The following is a 22,829-nucleotide window of genomic DNA, read 5'->3' on the forward strand; positions in this document are numbered from 1 at the left end:
CTAAACCGCCTGCTTCTTGAACAACTCTCTGAATACGGGATAGATATCCTCTGCCTGACGAATATGTTGTACCGCCATATTGTCGAATTGTTTTTGCAGGGTTTCATATTCACGCCAGAGCGTCTGATGCGCCCTGTTGGTGATTTCTATGTAGCTGAAATAGCGTACTACGGGCAGCAGTTGTGTTTCGAGGATCTGATAACAGGTGGGTGAATCATCGGCCCAGTTGTCACCATCGGATGCCTGGGCGGCATAGATATTCCATTCATTGGCCGGATAACGCTCCTGTTGAATTTCGTACATCAGTTTCAGTGCACTGGAAACTATGGTGCCGCCCGTTTCCTGGGAGTAGAAGAACTCGTGTTCATCCACTTCTTTGGCCTGGGTATGATGACGGATATAAACGACCTCAAGATTCTTATAAGTGCGGGTCAGAAACAGGTACAGCAATATATAAAAGCGTTTGGCCATATCCTTGGTGGCCTGATCCATGGAGCCGGAGACATCCATAAGACAGAACATCACCGCCTGACTGGTGGGCACTTCCCGCTTGGCAAAGTTGTTGTAGCGCAGATCGAAAGTGTCGATAAAGGGCACCTTGGCGATGCGCTGTTTAAGCTCTTCAATCTCCTCTTTGAGCTGCAATATCCGCTCGGCACTGGCACCCGGAGTGTTTTCCAACTCTGCCAGTTCGTTTTCCAGTTCATGCAGTCGCCGTTTCTTGTCTGCGGACATGGCGGTGCGCCGCGCCAGAGAGGATCTCAAAGAGCGGACGATATTGATATTTGAGGGCACACCATCATTGGTATAACCGGCTCGGTAAGTTTGATATTCCACCAGTTTGTTCAGGCGGTTTTTCTGCAGGTTGGGCAACTCAAGATCTTCAAACAAGAGCTCGAGGTACTCATCTTTGGAGATTTGAAATACAAAGTCATCCTGACCCTCGCCTGAGTCCGAGGCGTCGCCCTTGCCGCTGCCACCACCACCGCCGCCCTGAGGCCTGTCTATCTTGTCGCCGCGGGTAAACTGGTCGTTGCCCGGATGCACTCGCTCACGCACGCCGCCGCGACCCTGATGGAATACGGGTTCGCTGATGTCCTTGGTGGGGATACTGATTTTTTCTCCCTTGTCGACATCTGTGACGCTACGGTGAGTGACGGCATCACTAACCGCTTTTTTAATTTGTTGTTTATAACGGTTAATAAACCGCTGACGGTTAACCGTGCTCTTTCCTTTGGCATTCAACCGCCTGTCGATAAAGTTCGCCATACGCACCTCCCAAAGCAAATACCGGGGCCCGAGAGCCCCGAAAGGGCACAGCTATGAGGACTTACGTACCCGTAAGTACCACTCGGACAACAGGCGCACCTGTTTCTTGGTGTAGCCTTTCTCCATCATACGATTGACAAAATCATCATGCTTGCGCTGATCGTCTGTGGAGGTCTTGGCGTTGAAAGAAATGACCGGCAGGAGATCTTCCGTATTTGAGAACATCTTCTTCTCTATCACGGTTCTGAGTTTCTCATAGCTGGTCCATTGCGGGTTGTTGCCATCATTATTGGCCCTTGCCCTGAGCACAAAGTTGACTATCTCATTGCGGAAGTCTTTGGGATTACTTATCCCGGCCGGCTTTTCAATTTTCTCCAATTCGGCGTTGAGTGCGGCCCGGTCAAACAGTTGGCCGGTTTCCGGGTCTCTGTATTCCTGATCCTGGATCCAGAAGTCGGCATAGGTGACATAGCGGTCGAAGATGTTCTGACCATATTCCGAGTAAGATTCCAGATAAGCGGTCTGGATCTCCTTACCGATAAACTCAACATATTTAGGGATCAGATAGCCCTTCAGAAACTCCATATACCTTTCTGCGGTATCGGAAGGGAACTGCTCTTGCTCTATCTGCCGCTCCAGTACATAGAAGAGATGCACCGGGTTGGCGGCAATTTCAGAGTGGTCGAAGTTAAAGACCTTGGAGAGGATTTTGAACGCGAAGCGGGTCGACAGTCCGTGCATCCCCTCATCGACCCCGGCATAGTCTCGATATTCCTGGTAAGACTTGGCCTTGGGATCGGTATCCTTGAGGCTTTCACCGTCATAGACCCGCATCTTGGAGTAGACAGAGGAGTTCTCCGGGGTTTTGATCCTTGAGAGCACGCTGAATTGAGCCAAGGTCTCCAGTGTGCCTGGGGCACAGGGCGCCTTGGTCAGTTCTGAATTGGCGATAAGCTTGCGGTAAATCTGGATCTCTTCCGACACGCGCAGACAGTAAGGCACCTTAACGATATAAACACGGTCGAGGAAGGCTTCATTGTTTTTATTATTTTTAAAGCTGCTCCATTCAGACTCGTTGGAGTGAGCCAGAATAATGCCGTTAAAGGGCAGGGCCGATAAGCCTTCGGTACCGTTATAGTTACCTTCCTGAGTGGCGGTCAGCAGTGGGTGCAGCACCTTGATCGGCGCCTTGAACATCTCCACAAACTCCATTAAACCCTGGTTGGCACGGCACAGTGCTCCTGAATAGGAGTAGGCATCGGCATCATTCTGGGCAAAGTGCTCCAGTTGGCGAATGTCGACTTTGCCCACAAGAGAAGAGATATCCTGGTTGTTGTCATCACCGGGTTCAGTCTTGGCGATGGCAATTTGATCCAGCACCGAAGGGAATACCTTAACGACCCGGAAGCGGGAGATATCGCCGCCAAAGTCATGCAAGCGCTTGACCGCCCAGGGCGACATTATGCTGCGCAGGTAACGGGTCGGGATCTGGTATTCTTCCTGCAGCAACTTGCCATCTTCCTCGGCATCAAACAGGCAGAAAGGGTGGTCGTTGACCGGACTTCTGACTCCATCGGCGCTAAGAATATAGATGGGGACTTGCTGCATCAAAGCCTTGAGCTTCTCTGCCAGCGAAGATTTACCGCCACCGACAGGTCCCAGCAGATAGAGGATCTGCTTGGATTCTTCCAGCCCTTGGGCCGAGTGTTTAAGGTAGGAGACTATCTGCTCTATGGCATCTTCCATGCCGTAGAAGTCTTTAAACGCGGGATAGCGAGAGATTAAGCGGTTGGAAAATATCCGGCTCAGAACCTGATTCTTGGAAGTGTCGACCACTTCCGGCTCGCCGATGGCGATAAGCAGTCTTTCTGCAGCCGAAGCGTAGGCGCTGCGATCTTGCTTACAGATATCGAGAAACTCCTGTAATGTGTATTCTTCATCGAGTTTCTTCTCATAGCGCTGTTGGTAGTGCTCAAATATGCCCATTTTAAACCCCCTGAAACGCCAAATATGTCTGGGAAGGGAACTGTCTTTAGCAGTTGCCTACCATTAATCTTAGACACTAATTCATGCTTCATGTCAAAAAACATAAATAAAAACAAAGGCAAATAGTTGCAAAAGCAATAGTTGCACTTGTGAATTACTGCCGGAGGGTGAGCTTGTTGATGTGCGGTCGGCTTGTTGGAGAGTGCTTATGGGCAATAAAAAAGGAGCCATAAGGCTCCTTTTCAGGCACTCAGTTTGAGTATTATTAACCGGCGAAGTTTTGGTTAACAAAGTCCCAGTTCAGCAACTGCCAGAAGTGCGCCATGTAGTCAGGGCGAACATTACGGTAGTCGATGTAGTAAGCGTGCTCCCAAACGTCAACGGTCAGCAGTGGGGTCACTGAAGCATCAGTCAGCGGAGTGGCCGCGTTGCTGGTGTTAACGATAGCGACAGTGCCATCAGCCTTTTTAACCAGCCAGGTCCAGCCGCTACCAAAGTTGTTGACAGCAGACTCAGTGAACTGAGTCTTGAAGGCTTCAAAAGAACCGAAAGCAGCATTGATAGCTTCGGCTACAGCACCAGTGGCTTCGCCGCCGCCGTTAGGCGCCAGACAATTCCAGTAAAAAGTGTGGTTCCAAACCTGAGCGGCGTTGTTGAAAATACCGCCGCTGGAGGTTTTTACGATCTCTTCCAGGGTCTTGCCGGCAAATTCAGTGCCTTCGATCATACCGTTCAGCTTAACCACGTAAGTGTTGTGGTGCTTACCGTAGTGGTATTCGATGGTTTCCTGAGAAATGTGGGGTTCCAGTGCGTTCTTGGCATATGGTAATGCAGGTAATTCGAAAGCCATTAGTATCTCTCCATGGACTTGGTTTATCATTTTCAGACTTGCTCACTGCCATCTATTGTACCGATAAAATTTGTGAAGTGAATCATTGTTTGAGTGATTGAGCAGATTGACATCATTGAAAAATCAAATGACTAAATAACCTTACAAATAGTGTGATTTTGTTCTGCGTTTCTCTCGCGTACAATAGTGAATCAAATATAGTGTCGTACTCAGGAACGTAAATGGAAACTGTTGAAAAAATTAAGCAGCAAATCGCTGAAAACCCCATCATCCTTTACATGAAAGGTTCGCCCAAATTACCCAGCTGTGGTTTTTCCTCTCAGGTGGCTCAAATCATGATCAATATCGGCGAGCAGTTCGCGTTTGTTGATATTTTGCAGCATCCTGATATCCGTGCTGAACTGCCCAAGTATGCCAATTGGCCAACGTTCCCTCAGTTGTGGGTTGAAGGTGAGCTGGTCGGTGGTTGCGATATCCTGACCGAGATGTACCAAAAAGGTGAGTTACAGACCTTGATCAAGGACACTGCTGCCAAGTACAAGCAGGATGAAGCCTAAGGTTAATTTCAGTACCTTTAAGCATTTAAAAGATGAGGCCGGATATATTCCGGCCTTTTTTCTGCCCGTTTTTGCGCGCCTATCTTCGATAGGTGTCATCATCTTAAATTACCTTTCATTTTAACAATCTACTCTGATTTTTGTTTTATTGGCCACTTATCTGCCGATTAAATCCTGTTGTTTGCAGCATAAAAGACTACCAAAGCAGTTTGGGGTAACCTCAAAACAAAACAAGATTGCAACAAATGTATTATCTGTATCGTTTTATTACTTACCAAATGTGACTGGTCAGGCTTGTTGTATATGCAATTAAGGCTTTTGCGATGATTCAAGGCAGGGAATTGTATTGAGAAAAATTTCGACTATTTACTGTGATGTATCAGTGTGGAAACAATTAAAAGTGTGACACCCATCACACTTTGCGAGATGGGTAATGTTAATTAATATGCTGAAAATTAACAAAAAATCAAAGTTTATTTTTTAACAACTCTCGGTAATTGGCTGCATATCTATTCGCTGTAGGATAGGCGGGTTCTATTTGTCATTAAATAAAACAAATGTAAAACATAAATTAAACATTTGCGGGTTTGTCAGATTAAAATCCTGTTATTGACGATGTTGAAACGAGGCGACAGTATCTTGGCAACGCCGTGTTAATAAGCGCGGTGAAAATAAAAACAAACCAGGAAGTAAGGGAGTTTAAAATGACAAGAACCAATAAGCTGACTGGCGCAGTCAGACTGGCTCTGTTTGCTGCGGTTTCAACGGGAGCTGCATCTGTGTCTCAGGTGGCTTACGCCGCAGAAGACGGTGCCAAGGTAGAACGTATCGAAGTAACAGGTTCACGTATCCAGCGTCAGGATATGGAAACCGCTTCTCCAGTGACAGTGATCAGTGCTGATGCTATTCGTGCAGAAGGCTTCACTTCTGTTGACCAACTGCTGCAGGCTCAGACCTCTATGGCCGGTGCGGCTGTAGGTTCAACCACCAACAATGGTGCCAATGGCGCGGCTCAGGTTGATCTGCGTGGTATGGGTGCTGAACGTACTCTGGTACTGCTCAATGGCCGCCGTATGGTGAACTCAGGCTCAGGTGCAGACAGTGCAGTGGACTTGAACTCAATCCCAGTAGCGATGATTGCCCGGGTAGAGATTCTTAAGGATGGCGCCTCGGCGGTATACGGCTCAGATGCTATTGCCGGTGTGGTCAACATCATCACCAAGAAAGATTTTGAAGGCTTCCAGCTGGATTTCAACGGCAGCGGAACCGATAAGGGCGACGGTGAAAACGGCGAACTGAGCCTGCTGTACGGTTTCAACACAGACAACGGCGGTAACTATACCTTTGGTGCGGCTTACTCTGACCGTCGCGGTGTTATTCAGGGCGACCGTGACTGGACCGAGCCAGGTGCCAGTTCCTTCATTCCAACCGGCTCTCTGGCTGGTATGGTTAAAGATGCCAACGGCAACTGGGTTGAGCGCAGCACAGGTTACGACTATACCCAAGACAGCTGGTTCCAGACGCCTAGTAAACGCTATAGTCTGTTTGCCAACATGATCCAGGAGCTGGGCAATGAATTGGTACTGACAGGTGATATTCTGTACACCAAGCGTAAGTCAGATCAGCAAATGGCCGCTCAGCCTGCCGATATTATGCTGGGTGTTTGTGGCCAAACAGGGATAGATCCTGACCGTTGTATCACCCTGGATCAGTCCATGCTGGACGCCGGCATCAAGGCCGATAAAACCGGCCGTGTTAACTACCGTCGCCGTACCAATGATGTAGGCCCTCGTATCTACAACCAGGACATCGATACTCTGCGCGCCTCGATTGGCCTGCAGGGCACACTCGATGTCAACACGGGTATGACTTGGGATCTTTCCTACACTTATGGCAAAAACAAGGCCGATACCTGGGTTGAAAACTCCATCAATGCCAAGAAGATGGAAAACTCTGTCTACAACAATCTGGATGCCTGGCTTAGTGGTGCCCCGCTGACTCAAGAGATCATCAATGACATCGGTTTCACCGAGCGCAATGATGGTGGTAACGAACAACACGTGGTTGCCGGCGTATTGAGTGGTGAGCTGTTTGATCTGAGTGCCGGTCCTGTCAGCTTCGCTATCGGTGCCGAATACCGTTACGACAGTGGTTACTTTAACCCAGATCCTGTGATTGTTGCCGGTGACGGTACTGCCGCCCAGCAAGACCCAACTGATGGTAATTACGACGTTATCTCTATCTATCAGGAAGTCAGTGTACCTTTCACTGAAAAACTGACCGGTGAATTTGCCCTGCGTTTCGATGACTACTCAACTTTCGGCAAGGCAACGACCTGGAAGATAGGTCTGACCTATGAAGCCACAGATGATTTGATGCTGCGCGCCGTGGCGGCTACCGGTTTCCGGGCGCCAAACGTCAGCGAGCTCTACGGTGGTAACACAGGGTCTTATGACTATCTGACTGATCCATGGGGCAATGAACAAGATCCACAGATCCTGGTAAACAGAACATCAGACCCAGATTTGCAACCGGAAGAGTCTGAGTCTTACACTGCCGGTCTGGTTTACTCGCCACGCTTTATCGATGGCATGTCTCTGACACTGGACTACTGGCGCTTCCGGGTGAGCAATGCCATTACCCGTCTGGATGCCCAGAAAGGCTTGAATGACTGTCACGCTGGTAACCAGGTTGCCTGTGATACCTTCAAGATCACTATGGATGGCGATCTGTCCAACTTCACCAACCCTCTAACCAACGTGGGTAGCCAGAATACCAGTGGTATCGATTTCAACCTGGCTTACAGCTTTGAAGGTCTGGGGCTGGATTGGAAGATCAACAATGACCTGACCTATCTGCTGGAGTTTGAGCAAGATGGCGTTGCCTATGACGGTACTATCGATGGTAACTTTGGCGCTTATGCAGAAGTTCGTAACAACTTCAGTATTCAGGCAAGTCGTGGCGATTGGAGTTTGATGTATTACAACCGTTATATAGGTAAGATGGATGATATCTATACTGATTACGATCAGAATGATAAACCGTTCACTGCAGTTGCAAAGGCTGATGCTGTAATGTACCACAACATTGTCGGTACTTATCACTTCACGGATGGCTTCACAGCTTCACTGGGTGTTAAGAACTTAACTGATGAAGAACCTTCATTTGTGTCCAATGGTAGTGATGCGGGTACGGTACCTGAAGTCTATGACACTATCGGTCGTCAAATCTACGGTGGTGTGACTTACAAGTTCTAAGCCATATCATGGAATGAAAAAAAGCGCCTTCGGGCGCTTTTTTAATGTCTGATTGTTTAACCCAGGCCGTGCTCAGCCGAGCTCATTTGAATAAGCTCGATTTTGTAACCGTCAGGATCTTCAACAAAAGCGATTTCAGTGGTTCCGCCGGCAACAGGGCCTGGGGCGCGGATAACCTTGCCACCGGCGGCGCTGATGGCTTCACAGCGGGCGTAGATATCTTCTTCGCCTATGGCAATATGTCCAAAGGCATTACCCATATCATATTGCTCTGTTCCCCAGTTGTAGGTGAGCTCTATGACTGCCTGGCCGGTTGATTCTTCGCCGTAGCCGACGAAGGCGAGGGTATATTTATATTCAGGGTTTTCTGATTGACGCAGCAGCTTCATTCCCATGATTTCTGTATAGAAGTGGATGCTGCGTTCAAGGTTACCGACCCTGAGCATGGTATGCAGAACTTGTGACATTACTACCTCTTTTGGTTCTATAGCGGAAACTGAATGAGTTTCCGTAGCGTGGATAATCAAGCAATATTCAGCGAACTGAGAATCTCTCCCAAATGGATTGGCTCTGACCGCTGCGAACTTGATAGCCAGTTCACAAATCCATGAAATAAACATGGTATTTGTGTCTGCTTCATTAATAATGGTGTTAACCCTATCTTAGCTGGATGCAGGAGACAAGCATGACTACAGAATTGAAAATGGCTATTGGATCTACCTTGGTAATTGCAATCGTTTTCGCCGCTATGATTGTACAGATTTTTTGATTGGCGCTGAGCAAGAATATGTAAGCCAATGCCGCCTTAGGGCGGCATTGTCGTTTCTGGATTAATCTTCCGGATAGATTTTTTCTTTGAATTCACACAGATCTTCAATCAGACAACTGCCGCAGCGGGGCTTTCTGGCAATGCAGGTATAGCGCCCGTGAAGAATAAGCCAGTGGTGGACGTCAACTTTGAACTCGGCTGGCACCACTTTGAGCAGTTTATCTTCTACTTCCTGCACATTTTTCCCCGGCGCAAAGCGGGTGCGATTGCTGACCCGGAAAATATGAGTGTCGACCGCTATGGTTGGCCAACCAAAGGCGGTGTTGAGCACCACATTGGCCGTCTTACGGCCGACCCCGGGCAGAGACTCCAACGCCTCGCGGTTTTCAGGGACTTCGCCGTTGTACTGCTCGACAAGGATCTTGGACAGTGCCACCACATTGATGGCCTTATTGTTATAGAGCCCTATGGTCTTGATATACTCCTTCAGCCCATCAACCCCAAGGTCTGCGATAGCCTGTGGGGTATTGGCCACCGGAAACAGCTTGTCAGTGGCCTTGTTGACACTGACGTCGGTTGCCTGCGCCGAAAGCGTTACCGCCACCAGTAATTCAAAAGGGCTGGAATAATTCAGCTCTGTCTGGGGATGAGGATTATTGTCCCGCAGGCGTTCGAGTATCGCCCGTCTCTTGTCTTTGTTCACTCAATGACCTCAGTTGACTTTGGTGATCCTGGCGCGTTCCACTGGCGCAGTTTGCTCTCTGGGTTGACGATCGGCGAGTTTCTTGTCGATTGCGTTTTTCAGGGCAATCAGCAGTCCCATACCCAAAAAGGCACCGGGAGGCAACATCGCCAGCAGGAAGGGGGTATCGACTTGCCAGACTTCAATGCGCAGGCTCGCAGCCCAAGGCCCAAGAAGCAGATCGGCGCCGTCAAATAGGGTGCCTTGCCCCAGTATTTCCCTGCCGCCACCGAGCACCATCAATACCAAGGTAAAGCCAATACCCATCATCAAGCCGTCAAAGGCGGCATCCATAGGTGAATTACGCGAGGCAAAGGCTTCGGCGCGGCCTATGATGACGCAGTTTGTTACGATAAGCGGCAGGAAAATACCGAGAGACAGGTAGAGGCCGTAGGCGTAGGCATTGATTAGCAACTGCACTGCGGTTACCAGTGCGGCAATGATCATCACAAAGATGGGGATGCGGATCTCTTTGGGGACAAAGTTGCGCACCAGGGATACTGTGGTGTTGGAACCAATTAACACTACTGCGGTAGCGAGTCCGAGCCCCAGGGCGTTGGTAAAGGTAGAGGTCACCGCCAACAGGGGGCAGAGTCCCAACATCTGCACCAGTCCGGGGTTATTTTTCCACAAGCCTTGCCAGGCGATATCACGATATAAACTCATTGGCTTGCCTCACATGTCTGTGATTGCGAAAAGAGGGCCTGCTTATTGGCTTCAAAGAAGGCCAGGGTATTTCTTATCGACTTGACGTAGGCCCTGGGGGTAATGGTCGCCCCGGTAAACTGATCGATTTCACCACCGTCTTTTTTCACATGCCAGGCCTTGTCATCACTGCCCTGAAGCTTTCTGCCGATAAAGCTGTCCACCCAATCAGATTTTTTGCGCTCAATCTTGTCACCCAGCCCAGGGGTTTCCTGATGCGACAGGGTGCGAACCCCAAGCACAGTGCCGTCAGTCTTGATACCTATGATCAAGCGTATTTCACCATTGTAGCCATCTGGGGCTATGGTTTCGATGGCAATGGCGACTGGCTGGGCATTTTGGGTAGCGATATAGGCCGGCATGGGCTGAGTCGTGCCCAGGGCGTCTCTGTCCTGCAATAGAATGCAGCTTTCCTCGAGCGGATTGTCGTGCAGTTCATTAGGGATGATCTGCTCCAGAGTGCGCCTGAGCTCCAACTTTTGCTGAGCCATAATCGCATCCCGGGTACTGTCATTGACAACCGCCACCACTGCGGTGCATATCAGGGCAAACAGGCCTAAAAGCAGGCCATTTTTCAACATGGATTTTTGCACTGTCTATCTCTCTTGCTATCAATGTCCGGCACGATGGCCATAGGCTCGGGGTTTGACATAGTAGTCGATCAAAGGGGCGCACAGGTTGGCCAGCAGCACCGCAAAAGCAAAGGCGTCAGGGTACCCGCCAAAGCTTCGGATAAGGTAAACCACCAGGCCGATAAGGGCGCCGAAGATCAATCGGCCCCGGTTACTGGCGGGCGCGGTTACAGGATCTGTGGCAATAAAGAAAGCCGCCAGCATGGTGGCGCCACTGAACAGGTGAATAAGCGGGCTGACATGGGTATCTGGCCCAAGCGCATAGGCAAAGCCGCTACAGATAAACAGCGATGCCAATACACCAACACTGATATGCCAGCGGATAAGCTTCATCTTCAACAGCGCCAGGCCGCCGCACAGGTAGGCCAGGTTGACCCAGAACCAGCCACTGTTGATAGTGCCGGCAAAAATCGGTTTTTGCAGGCTCTCGGTGGTGGTCATTCCCATAGATAGATCCGTTTTCAGCGTATCGAGTGGTGTCGCCATGGTGACGCCATCGATACCGAGCTGGAAGTACTCGGCAACGCTGCCTTGGCTGGCGCCGAAAATCACCTGCAAACTGGTGAGAAAATCCGGAGAGTGCTGGGCAACAGTCGCCGGTGCGACCCAACTGGTCATCTGTACCGGGAAGGCCACCAACAGCAGTACATAGGCGGCCATGGCCGGATTGAACAGGTTGTTTCCCAAACCGCCATACAGCTGTTTGACCATGATGATGGCAAAACTTGTACCTATCACCACCATCCACCAAGGGGCGAGTGGCGGTACGGCAATACCGATAAGAACTGCTGTCAGAGCCGCGCTGTTATCCGACAAAGTCGAAAGTACCTTGCGCTTACGCAACTTGAGGATGGCGGCCTCTGAAATCAAAGCGACCGTCACAGCCAGCAGTACCTGAATAAGGCTGCCCCAACCAAAAAATACACACTGCACTACCAGGCCGGGCAGGGCGCAGAGCAGCACCCTTTGCATCACAGTGCTGGTTTGCAGCGACCGGCTGACATGGGGGGAGGAGGCTATTTTAAACGCCATATCAATCTTTCTCCTGTGCGCTGAGCGCCTTCTCTTTGGCCTTTTGTTTGGCTTTGGCTACTGCCCTGGCAATACGCGCCTGTTTACTGTCATCAGACGGGGTACTACCAGCGGACGTGGGCTCGGTAGCGGTTGTCGACTCGCTTGGAGGCCGACTTTCAGCCGAAACAGGCGTATTTACCGCGCCTTTGTCCTGTGGTTGTTCACTTGCCGCCGCGGCTTTCTTGGCCTTGGCTTTGGCAACCGCCGCCGCGATACGAGCCTGCTTGCTGTCATCGCTTGTGGCTTGTTTTGCTGCTTGGCTTGCGACTTGGTTTACTTCGGCGGCTTGCGCTTGTTTCCCACCGTTATCATCGGCCGCAATTGATTCAGCTGACTCAGACGCCGCCGCGGCTTTCTTGGCCTTGGCTTTGGCAACCGCCGCCGCGATACGAGCCTGCTTGCTATCATCGCTTGTGGCTTGTTTTGCTGCTTGGCTTGCGACTTGGTTTACTTCGGCACCTTGCGCTGATCCTCCGTCGAAATCCGTTGCTGGAGTTGACTCAGATGCAGTCGCGGCTTTCTTGGCCTTGGCTTTGGCTTTGGCAACCGCCGCCGCGATACGAGCCTGCTTGCTATCGTCGCTTGTGGCTTGTTTTGCTGCTTGGCTTGCGACTTGGTTTACTTCGGCACCTTGCGCTGATCCTCCGTCGACATCCGTTGCTGGAGTTGACTCAGACGCAGCCGCGGCTTTCTTGGCCTTGGCTCTGGCAACCGCTGCTGCGATACGGGCCTGCTTGCTATCATCGCTTACGGTTTGGCTTGCTTCGGCGGCTGTCGCTTGAGTGCTGTTGGCCTGTGCATCTTGAGTTTCGCAAGTGCCAGTTTCGGCCTGCCCTGAGGCTGCAGCGGCCTTTTTCTCCTTGGCGCGGGCGATAGCGGCTGCGATCTGAGCTTTCTTGTCCGAGCCAGGTGTTGTGCCTTCAGCTGCATTATCTGTAGTCGCATCAGCAACTTCTTCAGCAGGAACAGTGCCTTGTGCAGCGGTCTTTTTGGCCTTGGCCCTGGCAATCGCTGCCGCGACATCGCTCTTTCTCTTGTCCGCCTTTGGCTGGATAACTGCCGACTCGGCAGTTTCGACGGCTTTTTCTGCCGGGCTTTCGGCGGCCACCACAGAGGCTTCTGCGGCTTTTTTCGCCTTGATCCTGGCCATGGCTTCGGCGACGGCGTCTTTCTCACCACTGCCCATGGCGGCGCGGCGCTTATCGGCTGCGGCCTTGGCTTTGGCTTCCCGGGCCTGTTTCTCGGCCTCCAGCCGTTTGAGCCTGGCATCGAATCTTTGCTTGGCCTGCTCGGCCAGCTGTTTCTCTTCGTGATTACGCTTAATGGCCGCCTTGGCAATGCGGTAATACTCCACCAGAGGAATATCCGACGGACAAACATAACTACAGCAGCCACATTCGATGCAGTCTCTGAGGTTGTAGGCGCTGGCCTTGTCATATTCTTCGGCTTTACTGTGCCAGTAGAGTTGCTGGGGCAATAGAGATGCCGGGCACACCTGAGCGCATTCACCGCAGCGAATGCAGGCCTTCTCCTCGGCTGGAGGGCTGATCTCGCTGGCAGATGGCACCAGAATACAGTTACTGCCTTTGAGCAGCGGCACCTTGATAAGGGGTAAGGTGTGGCCCATCATGGGGCCGCCTATGATGACGGTATCCTGACCGCTGGGGGTGAAGCCACTTTGCTCAAGTATATGGGCTATGGGCGTGCCCAGTGGCACCCAGTAATTACCCGGCTTTGGAATATTGCCGCCGGTTACTGTGACGACCCGCTCTATGAGAGGCTTACCCAGGCAAACGGCTTCACGAATGGCGAAGGCGGTGCCTACGTTGTGCACTACTATCCCAAGTTGCGCCGGAATGGCGCCGGAAGGCACTTCCTGCCCGGTAATGATCTGGATCAGCTGCTTTTCACCGCCGGAAGGGTATTTTGTCGGGATCACAGTGATCCTGATACTTCCCTTGGGCAGTTGGCAGCTATCAAGCGCCTGCTGCATCGCCTGTACGGCTTCGGGCTTGTTATCCTCGATGGCGATAATCACCCGTTTGGGATTTAGCAGCCCGTGAACAATTTCAATACCATCCAGAATTTCCCTGGCGTGTTCGCGCATCAATCTGTCATCGGCGCTGATATAAGGCTCGCATTCCACGCCGTTGATCAACAGCAGTTCAATCTCACTGGCGGGGTTGAGTTTGATGTGGGCCGGAAACATGGCGCCGCCCAATCCGGCTATCCCGGCTTGGCGAATGCGGCTGAGGATCTGCTCGCGGCTCAATGCTGCGATGTCTTGCAGATCAAAATCTATGGCTTGATCCTGGCCATCGGCTTCCAGCACACAGGTCAATACCGGCAGGGCAGAAGGGTGGTTGCTGGGTCTTTGCTCTATGGCGCGAATGATGCCTGAGGTGGGGGCATGCACCGCCAGATACATGGCGCTCAGTCCGCGGGTCAGCGCTTGGCCCTTGAGCACTCTGTCGCCGACTTTGACTTCGAGCACGGCGCTGTCACCAACCTGAGGTACGGGCAATAAGAATTCACTGGCAAGTGGTAGACGCCCAATAGGGCTGCCATTGGAGAGGTCTTTCACCTGCGGCGGATGAATTCCGCCGGTCAGGCGCCACTGAGTTCCTTTATCCAACTGTTCGAGTAATGTCAGCACGGCTTGTCCTCTTCCACCAACTTCACTGGAATTGCGTTAAGCTGCCAGTCCCAGGTTTTCAGATCCTGTTTCACCGGGATCATATCGATACAATCCACAGGGCAGGGTTCAACACAGAGATCGCAGCCGGTGCAGTTGCTGGTCAGGACTGTGTGCATCAGCTTGCCCGTTCCTATAATGGCGTCTACCGGACAGGCCTGAATACATTTGGTACAGCCGATACATTCCTCTTCACGAATGTAGGCGACCTTTTTGACCTGGGTTTCAACGCTGGCATCGAGAGGCTCGGGATCGACCCCCATAAGATCGGCCAGTTTCTCCATAGTGGCGGTACCGCCCGGAGGGCAGCGATTGATCTTCTCGCCGTTGGCTATGGCCTCGGCGTAGGGGCGGCAACCAGGGTAGCCGCATTGACCACACTGGGTTTGTGGCAACAGGGCTTCGACCTGATCCACTATCGGATTGCCCTGAACTTTAAACTTCTCGGCGGCGAAGCCGAGTAAAACGCCGAATACCAGCGCCAGCAGAGACAATAAAATGACTGCAATTAGCATGGAAGACATAACTCTATTTGACTAAACCGGTAAAGCCCATGAAGGCCAGCGACATCAGGCCGGCGGTGATCATGGCGATGGCACTGCCTTTGAAAGGCGCTGGGACATCGGCCGCCGCCAGACGTTCGCGCATCGCCGAAAACAGGATAAGCACCAGTGAAAACCCGGCGGCAGCGCCAAAACCATAGATGGCACTCTGCATAAAATCGTGGTTTTCATTGATGTTCAGCAGGGCCACACCCAATACGGCACAGTTGGTGGTGATAAGCGGCAGGTAGATCCCCAGCGCCCTATGCAGAGTCGCACTGGTTTTCTGTACGACCATTTCGGTGAACTGTACCACCACGGCGATAACCAGAATAAAGCTCATGGTGCGCAGGTAGCCCAGATCGAAGGGCCGCAGCAGATACTGGTTGACCAGATAGCTGAGAATGGCAGCCAAGGTCATGACAAAGGTGGTTGCCATGGACATACCTATGGCAGATTCCAGCTTGCTGGACACCCCCATAAACGGGCATAAGCCAAGGAATTTCACTAATACAAAATTGTTGACCAGCACAGTGCCAATCAACAACAGGAGATACTCACTCATCTCATTACAGGCGTTGTGATTTCTTAGCGGTTATTATCAGTGTTTCAGTGGTCATAAACAACATATAGAAAGCAGGGTTTACCTTCTTTGCGCCCGTATTTGGCCATAAATGGCATTAATTTCTGTTCATTTCGGCGGGATCCAGCTGTTGTGGCTTGGCGATATAGAAGCCCTGCATGCCGTCGACCAGCAATTTCTCCACCACCATCTTCTCTTCCTGACGCTCGATGCCGCAGGCTATCACCCTGACACCACTGCGGCGAGCCACATCGACCAACATACGGACAAAGAACTGGTTATTGGTGTCTTCATCTATTGCCTGGGTATAGCTGGGATCCAGTTTGATATAGTCGGGGCGCACCTCTCGGAAGAATTTGAATGAGGTAAAGCCCATGCCGAAGCGTTCTACCGATACCCTGCAGCCAACGCTGTGCATGGCGCGAACGAACTTGTGACTGGCGGCCAGATTGCCCTGCATACCTGCTTCATTGATCTCAAACACCAGCCTTGAGGCCAATCTCGGGTGTTTGGAGAGCAGATCTCGGGCCCAGGCTATAAAGTTTTCTTTGGAGGCTGAACCCGGGCTCAGATTGACACCGATATTACCGCTGAGGTTTGGCAGGCTCTGCAGTAGTTTCAAGGCGCTGAGCAGTACCAGTTTATCCAGTTCCTGACTCATGCTGTGACGTTCGGCCATGGCGATCACCGTGGCTGTAGGTAGAAACTTGCCTTCACTGTTGTAAAAGCGTGCCAACAACTCCCGGTAGCCATCTACCTCGCTGCGACAGGGCTGAATGGGTTGCTGGTAAAACTTGAGCGCCCGGCGCTTCAGCAAGTCTTCAATGGCCAGTTTCCAGCGGTTATCCCCGAGTTTTTCATCCAGCATATTCTTATCCTGGAACTGCACCGCATTAGGGCCCAAGGTTTGCGCGACGTTGGCGGCGGTATCGGCCATGGCGAGAATACCCATGGGATCTTTGTCGCTGGCGTAGGCCACTATACCTGTATGGGCAATGGAGTCTGTTTGCAGTTCTGCTTGATACTCTTCCAGCTCACGCTTGAGCTGGGTGGCAAAGGTTTGCGCGTCTTTCAGCACAATTGAGGGGATAAAGATGGCAAAGTCAGTACTGGCAATACGAAAGCTTTCGCTGTTTTTGTAGCCCTGGAGTGCCCGGCGAATACAAACCGCGACACGGGCAAGATAGTCATCGCCGCCCTGACGGCCGTGCAGTTGATTGATATGACCAAGCTCAGTGGCTTTTACCAGGATTAACACTCCAATTTGTGATTTGCCGGAAAGAGACAGTTGCTGCAGTTTTTCGGTGAAGTGCTGGCGGGTGCCAAAGCCGGTTACCGGATCTTCATAGGCGAGCTTCTTCAATGCCAGATTTTCCGACTCTAGTTTCTCAAACTGCTGCTTGAACAGCTGCCGACTTTGCTCCAATGCTTGCCCCAAGGGCTTGAGTTCACCCCGAAAGCGGCTCTGTGCCAGAGAATCAAACTGGCCTTGGGACATCTTGGTTAAATACTCTGCCGCATATTTGAGGACGCGTTTATGACGGCCCATCATCAAGGCAAAGATTAACGCCAGGGCCAGATAAAGAGGCAGTAAGCGTAATCCTGCGAGCCAGAGTGTATGGATCCCTTGATCTCTAAGAGGGCTGAGGTCGGGCTTAAGTAAAACCCGCCCGGAAGCGAAGCGGTATTGGGATTCGAGTTGCAACGGCAACAGATAATATTGCCAGTTCATCTCAGGCAGGAAACTGCCTCTGGTAAGATTATTTTGGCCGTCGGCGTCATCTGTATATTGGAAAAACTGCAGCGGCGCAGTGTCCTGCAGCTGCCGGTAAAGGATTGCGGCATCATCTGCGTTCTGGGCTTGCTCCTGCGCTTGTTGTAATCGCTGCAACAGGGCATTACCTTCCTGCTCCAGAATCTGCCGCTCCTGCTTTAGCAGCACCATGCCGGTAGCCAGAAACCCCAATAATAGTAACAGTTGAAAAAAGCGCGAAATGCCCATCTTTATCTGAGTTCAGACCAATGTCGAGACGATTGTCGAAATTGTATACGTATTTGTTATAAATACAAAACGCAGAAAGAGGTGAGGTGGCTCCCCTGACTGGACTCGAACCAGTGACATACGGATTAACAGTCCGCCGTTCTACCAACTGAACTACAGGGGAATAGAATATGATGCTGAGCGGAAATCGAAGTGGCTCCCCTGACTGGACTTGAACCAGTGACATACGGATTAACAGTCCGCCGTTCTACCGACTGAACTACAGGGGAACAGATTTCGCTTAGGTCAAACTTGAAGTGGCTCCCCTGACTGGATTCGAACCAGTGACATACGGATTAACAGTCCGCCGTTCTACCGACTGAACTACAGGGGAACAGATTTCAAGCTAACTAAATTGGCTCCCCTGACTGGATTCGAACCAGTGACATACGGATTAACAGTCCGCCGTTCTACCGACTGAACTACAGGGGAATAATTTAGCTAGGATTAACCTATTGTTTTCATAAGACTTGCTTGAAGTGGCTCCCCTGACTGGACTTGAACCAGTGACATACGGATTAACAGTCCGCCGTTCTACCGACTGAACTACAGGGGAATCGCAATTTCTCGCTTGTCTCGCTGAGAACGGAGCGCATAGTAAATCGCTCTGTGGGTGGAGTCAACTCGCATCCCCAAAAAAAGTGTCATTAAGCTGTTAATTGCTTATCTAATGCTCACAGTGATGGATAAAACTGCTTTATGGATATTTTTTGCTTAAAAAATAACGGCTAAACACTTATGTGCCAGGCGTTTGACTCAGACCTCTTGCCATTTGCAACAAGGATATCGACCTTAATGAGCCCTTTTCTAGCGATTGAGCTGCCATGCCATAGATAAATACCATGGGGGATTATGAAAGGGGCATCAAACTGAGCGCTTCAAGCAAGATAGAACACCGCTCAAAAAAGGGCAGCACAATCATTTTGTGTTCATTTTTGGTGCAGCTTAATCCGCTTTGTGAGTACCACACTTTCATATGTTCTTTTATTACAAAATACCCACCAGGGTAGGATAAATGGAACTGGATGCCTCAAGCCCCCATGGCTAAAGGGTTACACTGACTTATCCACTAAATCTGTGGATAAACCTGTGAGCTTCCCCGCTTTATGGGCTGCAAACCCTTGTGGCATCAGCATTGAACTTAAAATGGTCAATTTGGGAGGCTAAAATATAAACATAACAAAAACAGCAAGATATAAAAGTCAAGCCGCTTTGGTTTGCTTGGTGATTTTTGTAACAAAGCTGTAAGGAAGTATCTGCCAATCCTTGTGCATTAAATCCATCTCAGTGATTCATTCGGATGGATTTTTTATATTTGGCCGCCACATCTGCCGTCTCGTTGCTGAGTTTCAGCACAAGCTGCTGCTGACATCATGTTGGCAGGAGTAATGCGGCTTTTGGCTTGGCGTAATTCGGCCCAATGAGTAAAATGAAAGGCTTAACCGAAGGAGCATTAAAGTGTCAGCTACGCCGTTTCGTTTGGAGTCTCAGTATTCTCCTGCCGGAGATCAGCCCTCCGCCATTGCCAAACTGGTTGATGGCCTGGAGTCTGGGCTCGCCAACCAGACTTTGCTGGGGGTTACCGGCTCAGGAAAAACTTTCACCATTGCCAATGTGATTGCCAATCAAGGGCGGCCAACCATCATTATGGCGCCCAATAAAACGTTGGCGGCGCAACTCTACGGTGAGATGAAAGAGTTTTTCCCCCATAACGCGGTGGAATACTTCGTTTCCTACTATGACTACTACCAACCGGAAGCCTATGTGCCTTCGACCAACACCTTTATTGAGAAGGATGCTTCGGTCAACGCTCATATCGAGCAGATGCGACTCTCGGCCACCAAGGCCTTGCTGGAGCGGCGTGATGTGGTGTTGGTGGCCTCGGTTTCAGCCATTTATGGTCTTGGCGACCCTGATTCTTATATGAAGATGCTGCTGCACCTGCGCCAGGGCGACATCATGGGCCAGCGGGATATACTGCAGCGGCTCAGCGAGTTGCAATACAGCCGCAACGATATTGAACTGCAGCGCGGTACCTTCAGGGTGCGCGGTGAGGTAATAGATATCTTCCCGGCCGAATCGGACCGGGATGCCATTCGGGTCGAGTTGTTCGATGATGAGATAGAGCAGCTGTCGCTGTTCGACCCTTTGACCGGCCAGGTACGTAAACGCATTGCCCGGGCCACGGTTTACCCCAAGACTCACTACGTGACCCCGAGAGAAAAAATATTGGCGGCCACAGAGCAGATAAAGGCCGAGCTCAGAGAGCGCCGTCAGCAGTTGCTGGATGCCAATAAGCTGATTGAGGCACAAAGGATCAGCGAGCGGGTGCAGTACGATGTGGAGATGATGACAGAGCTGGGTTATTGCTCCGGTATCGAAAACTACTCCCGTTATCTCTCCGGGCGTGCACCGGGAGAAGGGCCGCCGACTTTGCTGGATTATCTGCCGCCGGATGGTCTGCTGATCATCGACGAGTCCCATGTAACTGTGCCGCAGATAGGTGCCATGTACAAGGGCGACCGTTCGAGGAAAACCACTCTGGTGGAGTACGGTTTCCGCCTGCCATCGGCACTGGATAACAGACCGCTCAAGTTTGAAGAGTTCGAGTCCTTGATGCCGCAGACGATTTATGTTTCGGCTACACCGGGCGGTTATGAACTTGAACGCAGCGGCGGCGACGTGGCCGAGCAAGTGGTCAGGCCTACAGGTTTGTTGGATCCCGAGCTGGAAGTGCGGCCGGTGGCGATTCAAGTGGATGATCTGCTCTCTGAGGCCAACAAGCGCATTGCCGTCAATGAACGTGTGTTGGTGACTACGCTGACCAAGCGGATGGCGGAAGATCTCACCGAATATCTCGATGAACACGGCGTTAAGGTGCGTTACTTGCACTCGGACGTGGATACCGTGGAGCGGGTAGAGATCATTCGCGATTTACGTAAGGGTGTCTTCGACGTGCTGGTCGGCATCAACTTGCTCAGGGAAGGGCTGGACATGCCGGAAGTGTCTCTGGTGTGCATACTCGACGCCGATAAAGAGGGCTTCCTGCGCTCCGAGCGCTCGCTTATCCAGACCATAGGCCGCGCCGCCCGTAACATTAACGGCAAGGTGATCCTTTACGCCGATAAGGTGACCCCTTCAATGGCAAAGGCCATGGATGAAACCAATCGTCGCCGTGAGAAACAGCACGCCTTCAACCTGGCCAATGGCATAGTGCCCAAGGGCTTGGTGAAGAAGATCACAGATGTTATGGATGTGGGAGATTCCCCCTCATCGGCAGCACCCCAGCCGGGTGCCCGCAAGGTGGCGGAGCGCAAGTCGGCTTATCAGGTGGACGCTGCCAATCTGGCGCATGAAATCGACAGGCTGGAAAAACAGATGCACCAGCATGCCAGAGATCTGGAGTTTGAGCAGGCAGCTGCGCTGCGTGATGAAGTGGCAAGGCTCAGAGAGGAGCTTATCAAGGCCTAAAGCACACATAGGGCTTGTTCGCACCTTCCCTAAAATCGCCCCATTGACAAAGAACCCGGCAAAAGCCGGGTTCTTTATGCTGTTCATCTGTCAACGACTTTAAAAAGCTTGATTTAAAAGCCTAATTTAAAAAACCTATTTAAATGCTTAGGCTTGGCATCAAAGTTTCGGCGCTTTATAGGCACTCAGTCGCCACAAGCCAAACAGTGCGATACCGCCAATCAGGCCAACAAGATGCGCTTCAACCGCGACTCTGGCGCCAATCAGGGCGCTGACTTCAGCGGCCGCCCCTTGCCATTGCTCCCAGCCGACTTTAGCAATAACGCCAGCAAGCAGCAGGTAACCTGAACTGCGACCGCTGCGAATATCGGCCAGGGCGCCGAAGGCAAACAGGCCGTGCAGTATGCCACTGAGTCCTACATAACCCATAAGCTTCGGGTAGCAAAGATATAGCCCTACACCTTCAAACAGACAGAGTGCCAGGGTCAATATCAATACACCCAGGGCGTTATAGTGTTCCTTATGCAGATAAAGGATCACCCAAAACCCGGCGAGGTTCATCAGCAGATGCCAGAAGTTGGTGTGCAGCAGATTGCCGCTGACAAGCCGCCACAGCTCACCTTGTTCTATGGCGCTGCGGCGAAATGCCAACAGCTCAGTGAGCGGCAGAGAATACAACAGCAGCGCCAGGGCTGTTAACACAACACCTGAAAAATAAGCGGAACTCGGCTTCACGCTGTCTTGGCCGCCAGTATTGCCTGGATGCTGTCCGGTGTTGCCAGATACTCATCCAGCCCTTTTTGGCGCAGTAAACAGGCGGGGCAGGTGCCACAGCCTTTGCCAAGAATGCCGTTATAGCAGGTAAGGGTTTCATCCCTTACCAGTGGCAGTTGCTGGTATTTATCTGCCAGTGCCCAGGTTTCGGCCTTGTTGAGCCACATGAGTGGCGTAACCAAACGCAGCTGTCTGTCCATGCCTTGTACCAGCGCAGACTCCATCGCCTTGATAAAGTCATTACGGCAGTCCGGGTAGCCGGAGAAGTCGGTCTCGCAGACACCTGTGATCACGGCATCGGCGCCTATTTGATAGGCGTAGATCCCCGCCAGGGTCAGAAACAGAATATTGCGTCCGGGAACAAAAGTATTGGGCAGACCATTGTCCATCAAGTCGTTTGATACCGGGATATTGTCGCGGGTGAGGGCCGAGATGGCCAACTCATTGAGCAGAGTAACATCCAGCACCTTGTGACTGGCGGCGCCGAGTTTTTGCGCCAGTTGTTTGGCAACTTCAATCTCCTGGCTGTGGCGCTGGCCATAGTCGAAGGTGATGGCATGTACTTCATCATACTGGGCCAAGGCCTGAATAAGGCAGGTGGTGGAGTCCTGACCGCCGCTGAAAACGACTATCGCCTTGGAAATAGCTGGCTTAGTGCTCCGGGGCGACTCTGCGGTTTGGGTTTGCGGTGCGTTTGATTCTGATGACATAAGCGATTGATTGGATGAAGACATAAGTGTCTATTCAAAGGGATGACTCAATCGTCACAGTTTACCCTAATTTGGCCGGCTGTCAGCACCGGCGGGGTAAAGAACGGAAAATTCGCTCATCCTTGCGCTTGGGGCCAAATTCCTCTATAAATGCCGCCCCGGCAAATATGAG

At 51.4% G+C, this 22,829-nt stretch carries 17 protein-coding genes and 5 tRNA genes; 3 read left to right on the top strand and 19 right to left on the bottom strand.

Features of this window, described 5'->3' with window-relative positions:
• The 3 genes from ACSHSR_RS09695 to sodB all read right to left on the bottom strand — a co-directional run bounded on the left by ACSHSR_RS09695 (window position 1) and on the right by sodB (window position 4,105).
• Complete coding sequence (locus ACSHSR_RS09695; RefSeq protein ID WP_187575545.1) at window positions 1–1,269, bottom strand: YeaH/YhbH family protein; 1,269 nt, start codon at window positions 1,267–1,269, stop codon at window positions 1–3.
• A 51-nt stretch (window positions 1,270–1,320) separates the two neighbouring features.
• On the bottom strand, window positions 1,321–3,255 hold the full coding sequence (locus ACSHSR_RS09700; protein ID WP_025011620.1) for a PrkA family serine protein kinase: 1,935 nt from the start codon (window positions 3,253–3,255) through the stop codon (window positions 1,321–1,323).
• 265 nt (window positions 3,256–3,520) lie between these two features.
• A complete protein-coding gene (sodB, locus tag ACSHSR_RS09705; RefSeq protein WP_479631458.1) occupies window positions 3,521–4,105 on the bottom strand; it encodes a superoxide dismutase [Fe] in 585 nt (194 codons plus the stop codon).
• A 221-nt stretch (window positions 4,106–4,326) separates the two neighbouring features.
• Between sodB and ACSHSR_RS09710 the strand changes: the two genes are divergently transcribed.
• Window positions 4,327–4,662 carry a Grx4 family monothiol glutaredoxin gene (locus ACSHSR_RS09710; RefSeq protein WP_025011618.1) on the top strand — a complete coding sequence of 112 codons (336 nt, stop codon included), beginning with the start codon at window positions 4,327–4,329 and terminating at the stop codon, window positions 4,660–4,662.
• Window positions 4,663–5,366: 704 nt separating this feature from the next.
• Window positions 5,367–7,919 (top strand): TonB-dependent receptor plug domain-containing protein, encoded by a 2,553-nt coding sequence (locus ACSHSR_RS09715; protein ID WP_071237443.1) that lies wholly within the window; start codon window positions 5,367–5,369, stop codon window positions 7,917–7,919.
• Between the two features lie 56 nt (window positions 7,920–7,975).
• Here ACSHSR_RS09715 and gloA read toward each other — a convergent pair whose 3' ends face one another.
• From gloA to ACSHSR_RS09785, 14 genes are all read right to left on the bottom strand, one after another.
• Window positions 7,976–8,386 (bottom strand): lactoylglutathione lyase, encoded by a 411-nt coding sequence (gloA, locus tag ACSHSR_RS09720; RefSeq protein WP_025011617.1) that lies wholly within the window; start codon window positions 8,384–8,386, stop codon window positions 7,976–7,978.
• Between the two features lie 363 nt (window positions 8,387–8,749).
• Complete coding sequence (gene nth, locus ACSHSR_RS09725) at window positions 8,750–9,391, bottom strand: endonuclease III (RefSeq protein ID WP_479631459.1); 642 nt, start codon at window positions 9,389–9,391, stop codon at window positions 8,750–8,752.
• 9 nt (window positions 9,392–9,400) lie between these two features.
• The gene (locus tag ACSHSR_RS09730; RefSeq protein ID WP_039033976.1) at window positions 9,401–10,096 is read right to left on the bottom strand and encodes an electron transport complex subunit E; all 696 of its coding nucleotides are present in this window, start codon (window positions 10,094–10,096) and stop codon (window positions 9,401–9,403) included.
• Window positions 10,093–10,728 (bottom strand): electron transport complex subunit RsxG, encoded by a 636-nt coding sequence (gene rsxG, locus ACSHSR_RS09735; protein WP_479631460.1) that lies wholly within the window; start codon window positions 10,726–10,728, stop codon window positions 10,093–10,095. The genes ACSHSR_RS09730 and rsxG overlap by 4 nt, the downstream gene beginning before the upstream one ends.
• 18 nt (window positions 10,729–10,746) lie before the next feature.
• Window positions 10,747–11,799: an electron transport complex subunit RsxD gene (rsxD, locus tag ACSHSR_RS09740; RefSeq protein WP_479631461.1), complete on the bottom strand. Its 1,053-nt coding sequence runs from the start codon at window positions 11,797–11,799 to the stop codon at window positions 10,747–10,749.
• Between the two features lies 1 nt (window position 11,800).
• Window positions 11,801–14,497 carry an electron transport complex subunit RsxC gene (rsxC, locus tag ACSHSR_RS09745; protein ID WP_479631462.1) on the bottom strand — a complete coding sequence of 899 codons (2,697 nt, stop codon included), beginning with the start codon at window positions 14,495–14,497 and terminating at the stop codon, window positions 11,801–11,803.
• Window positions 14,491–15,060 carry an electron transport complex subunit RsxB gene (gene rsxB, locus ACSHSR_RS09750; RefSeq protein WP_025010231.1) on the bottom strand — a complete coding sequence of 190 codons (570 nt, stop codon included), beginning with the start codon at window positions 15,058–15,060 and terminating at the stop codon, window positions 14,491–14,493. Before rsxB ends, rsxC begins: the two co-directional genes overlap by 7 nt.
• A gap of 4 nt (window positions 15,061–15,064) precedes the next feature.
• Window positions 15,065–15,643 (bottom strand): electron transport complex subunit RsxA, encoded by a 579-nt coding sequence (gene rsxA / locus ACSHSR_RS09755; RefSeq protein ID WP_144131127.1) that lies wholly within the window; start codon window positions 15,641–15,643, stop codon window positions 15,065–15,067.
• Window positions 15,644–15,758: 115 nt separating this feature from the next.
• The gene (locus ACSHSR_RS09760; RefSeq protein WP_144131125.1) at window positions 15,759–17,663 is read right to left on the bottom strand and encodes an EAL domain-containing protein; all 1,905 of its coding nucleotides are present in this window, start codon (window positions 17,661–17,663) and stop codon (window positions 15,759–15,761) included.
• A gap of 87 nt (window positions 17,664–17,750) precedes the next feature.
• A tRNA-Asn gene (locus ACSHSR_RS09765) sits at window positions 17,751–17,826 on the bottom strand.
• A gap of 30 nt (window positions 17,827–17,856) precedes the next feature.
• Window positions 17,857–17,932, bottom strand: a tRNA-Asn gene (locus ACSHSR_RS09770).
• Window positions 17,933–17,960: 28 nt separating this feature from the next.
• Window positions 17,961–18,036 (bottom strand) — tRNA-Asn (locus tag ACSHSR_RS09775).
• A 22-nt stretch (window positions 18,037–18,058) separates the two neighbouring features.
• A tRNA-Asn gene (locus ACSHSR_RS09780) sits at window positions 18,059–18,134 on the bottom strand.
• Window positions 18,135–18,182: 48 nt separating this feature from the next.
• Window positions 18,183–18,258: transfer RNA gene (locus tag ACSHSR_RS09785), tRNA-Asn, on the bottom strand.
• Between the two features lie 902 nt (window positions 18,259–19,160).
• Here ACSHSR_RS09785 and uvrB point away from each other — a divergent pair.
• A complete protein-coding gene (gene uvrB / locus ACSHSR_RS09790) occupies window positions 19,161–21,173 on the top strand; it encodes an excinuclease ABC subunit UvrB (protein ID WP_044734574.1) in 2,013 nt (670 codons plus the stop codon).
• Window positions 21,174–21,332: 159 nt separating this feature from the next.
• On the opposite strand, the gene rrtA is transcribed toward uvrB, so the two are convergent.
• Together rrtA and queC are read right to left on the bottom strand one after the other, a co-directional pair.
• Complete coding sequence (gene rrtA, locus ACSHSR_RS09795) at window positions 21,333–21,875, bottom strand: rhombosortase (RefSeq protein WP_252348020.1); 543 nt, start codon at window positions 21,873–21,875, stop codon at window positions 21,333–21,335.
• Window positions 21,876–21,904: 29 nt separating this feature from the next.
• Window positions 21,905–22,657, bottom strand: coding sequence for a 7-cyano-7-deazaguanine synthase QueC (gene queC / locus ACSHSR_RS09800; protein WP_045282884.1), 753 nt, complete (start codon window positions 22,655–22,657; stop codon window positions 21,905–21,907).
• Window positions 22,658–22,829 lie beyond the last annotated feature (172 nt).

This window comes from Shewanella sp. VK101 (assembly GCF_056497865.1).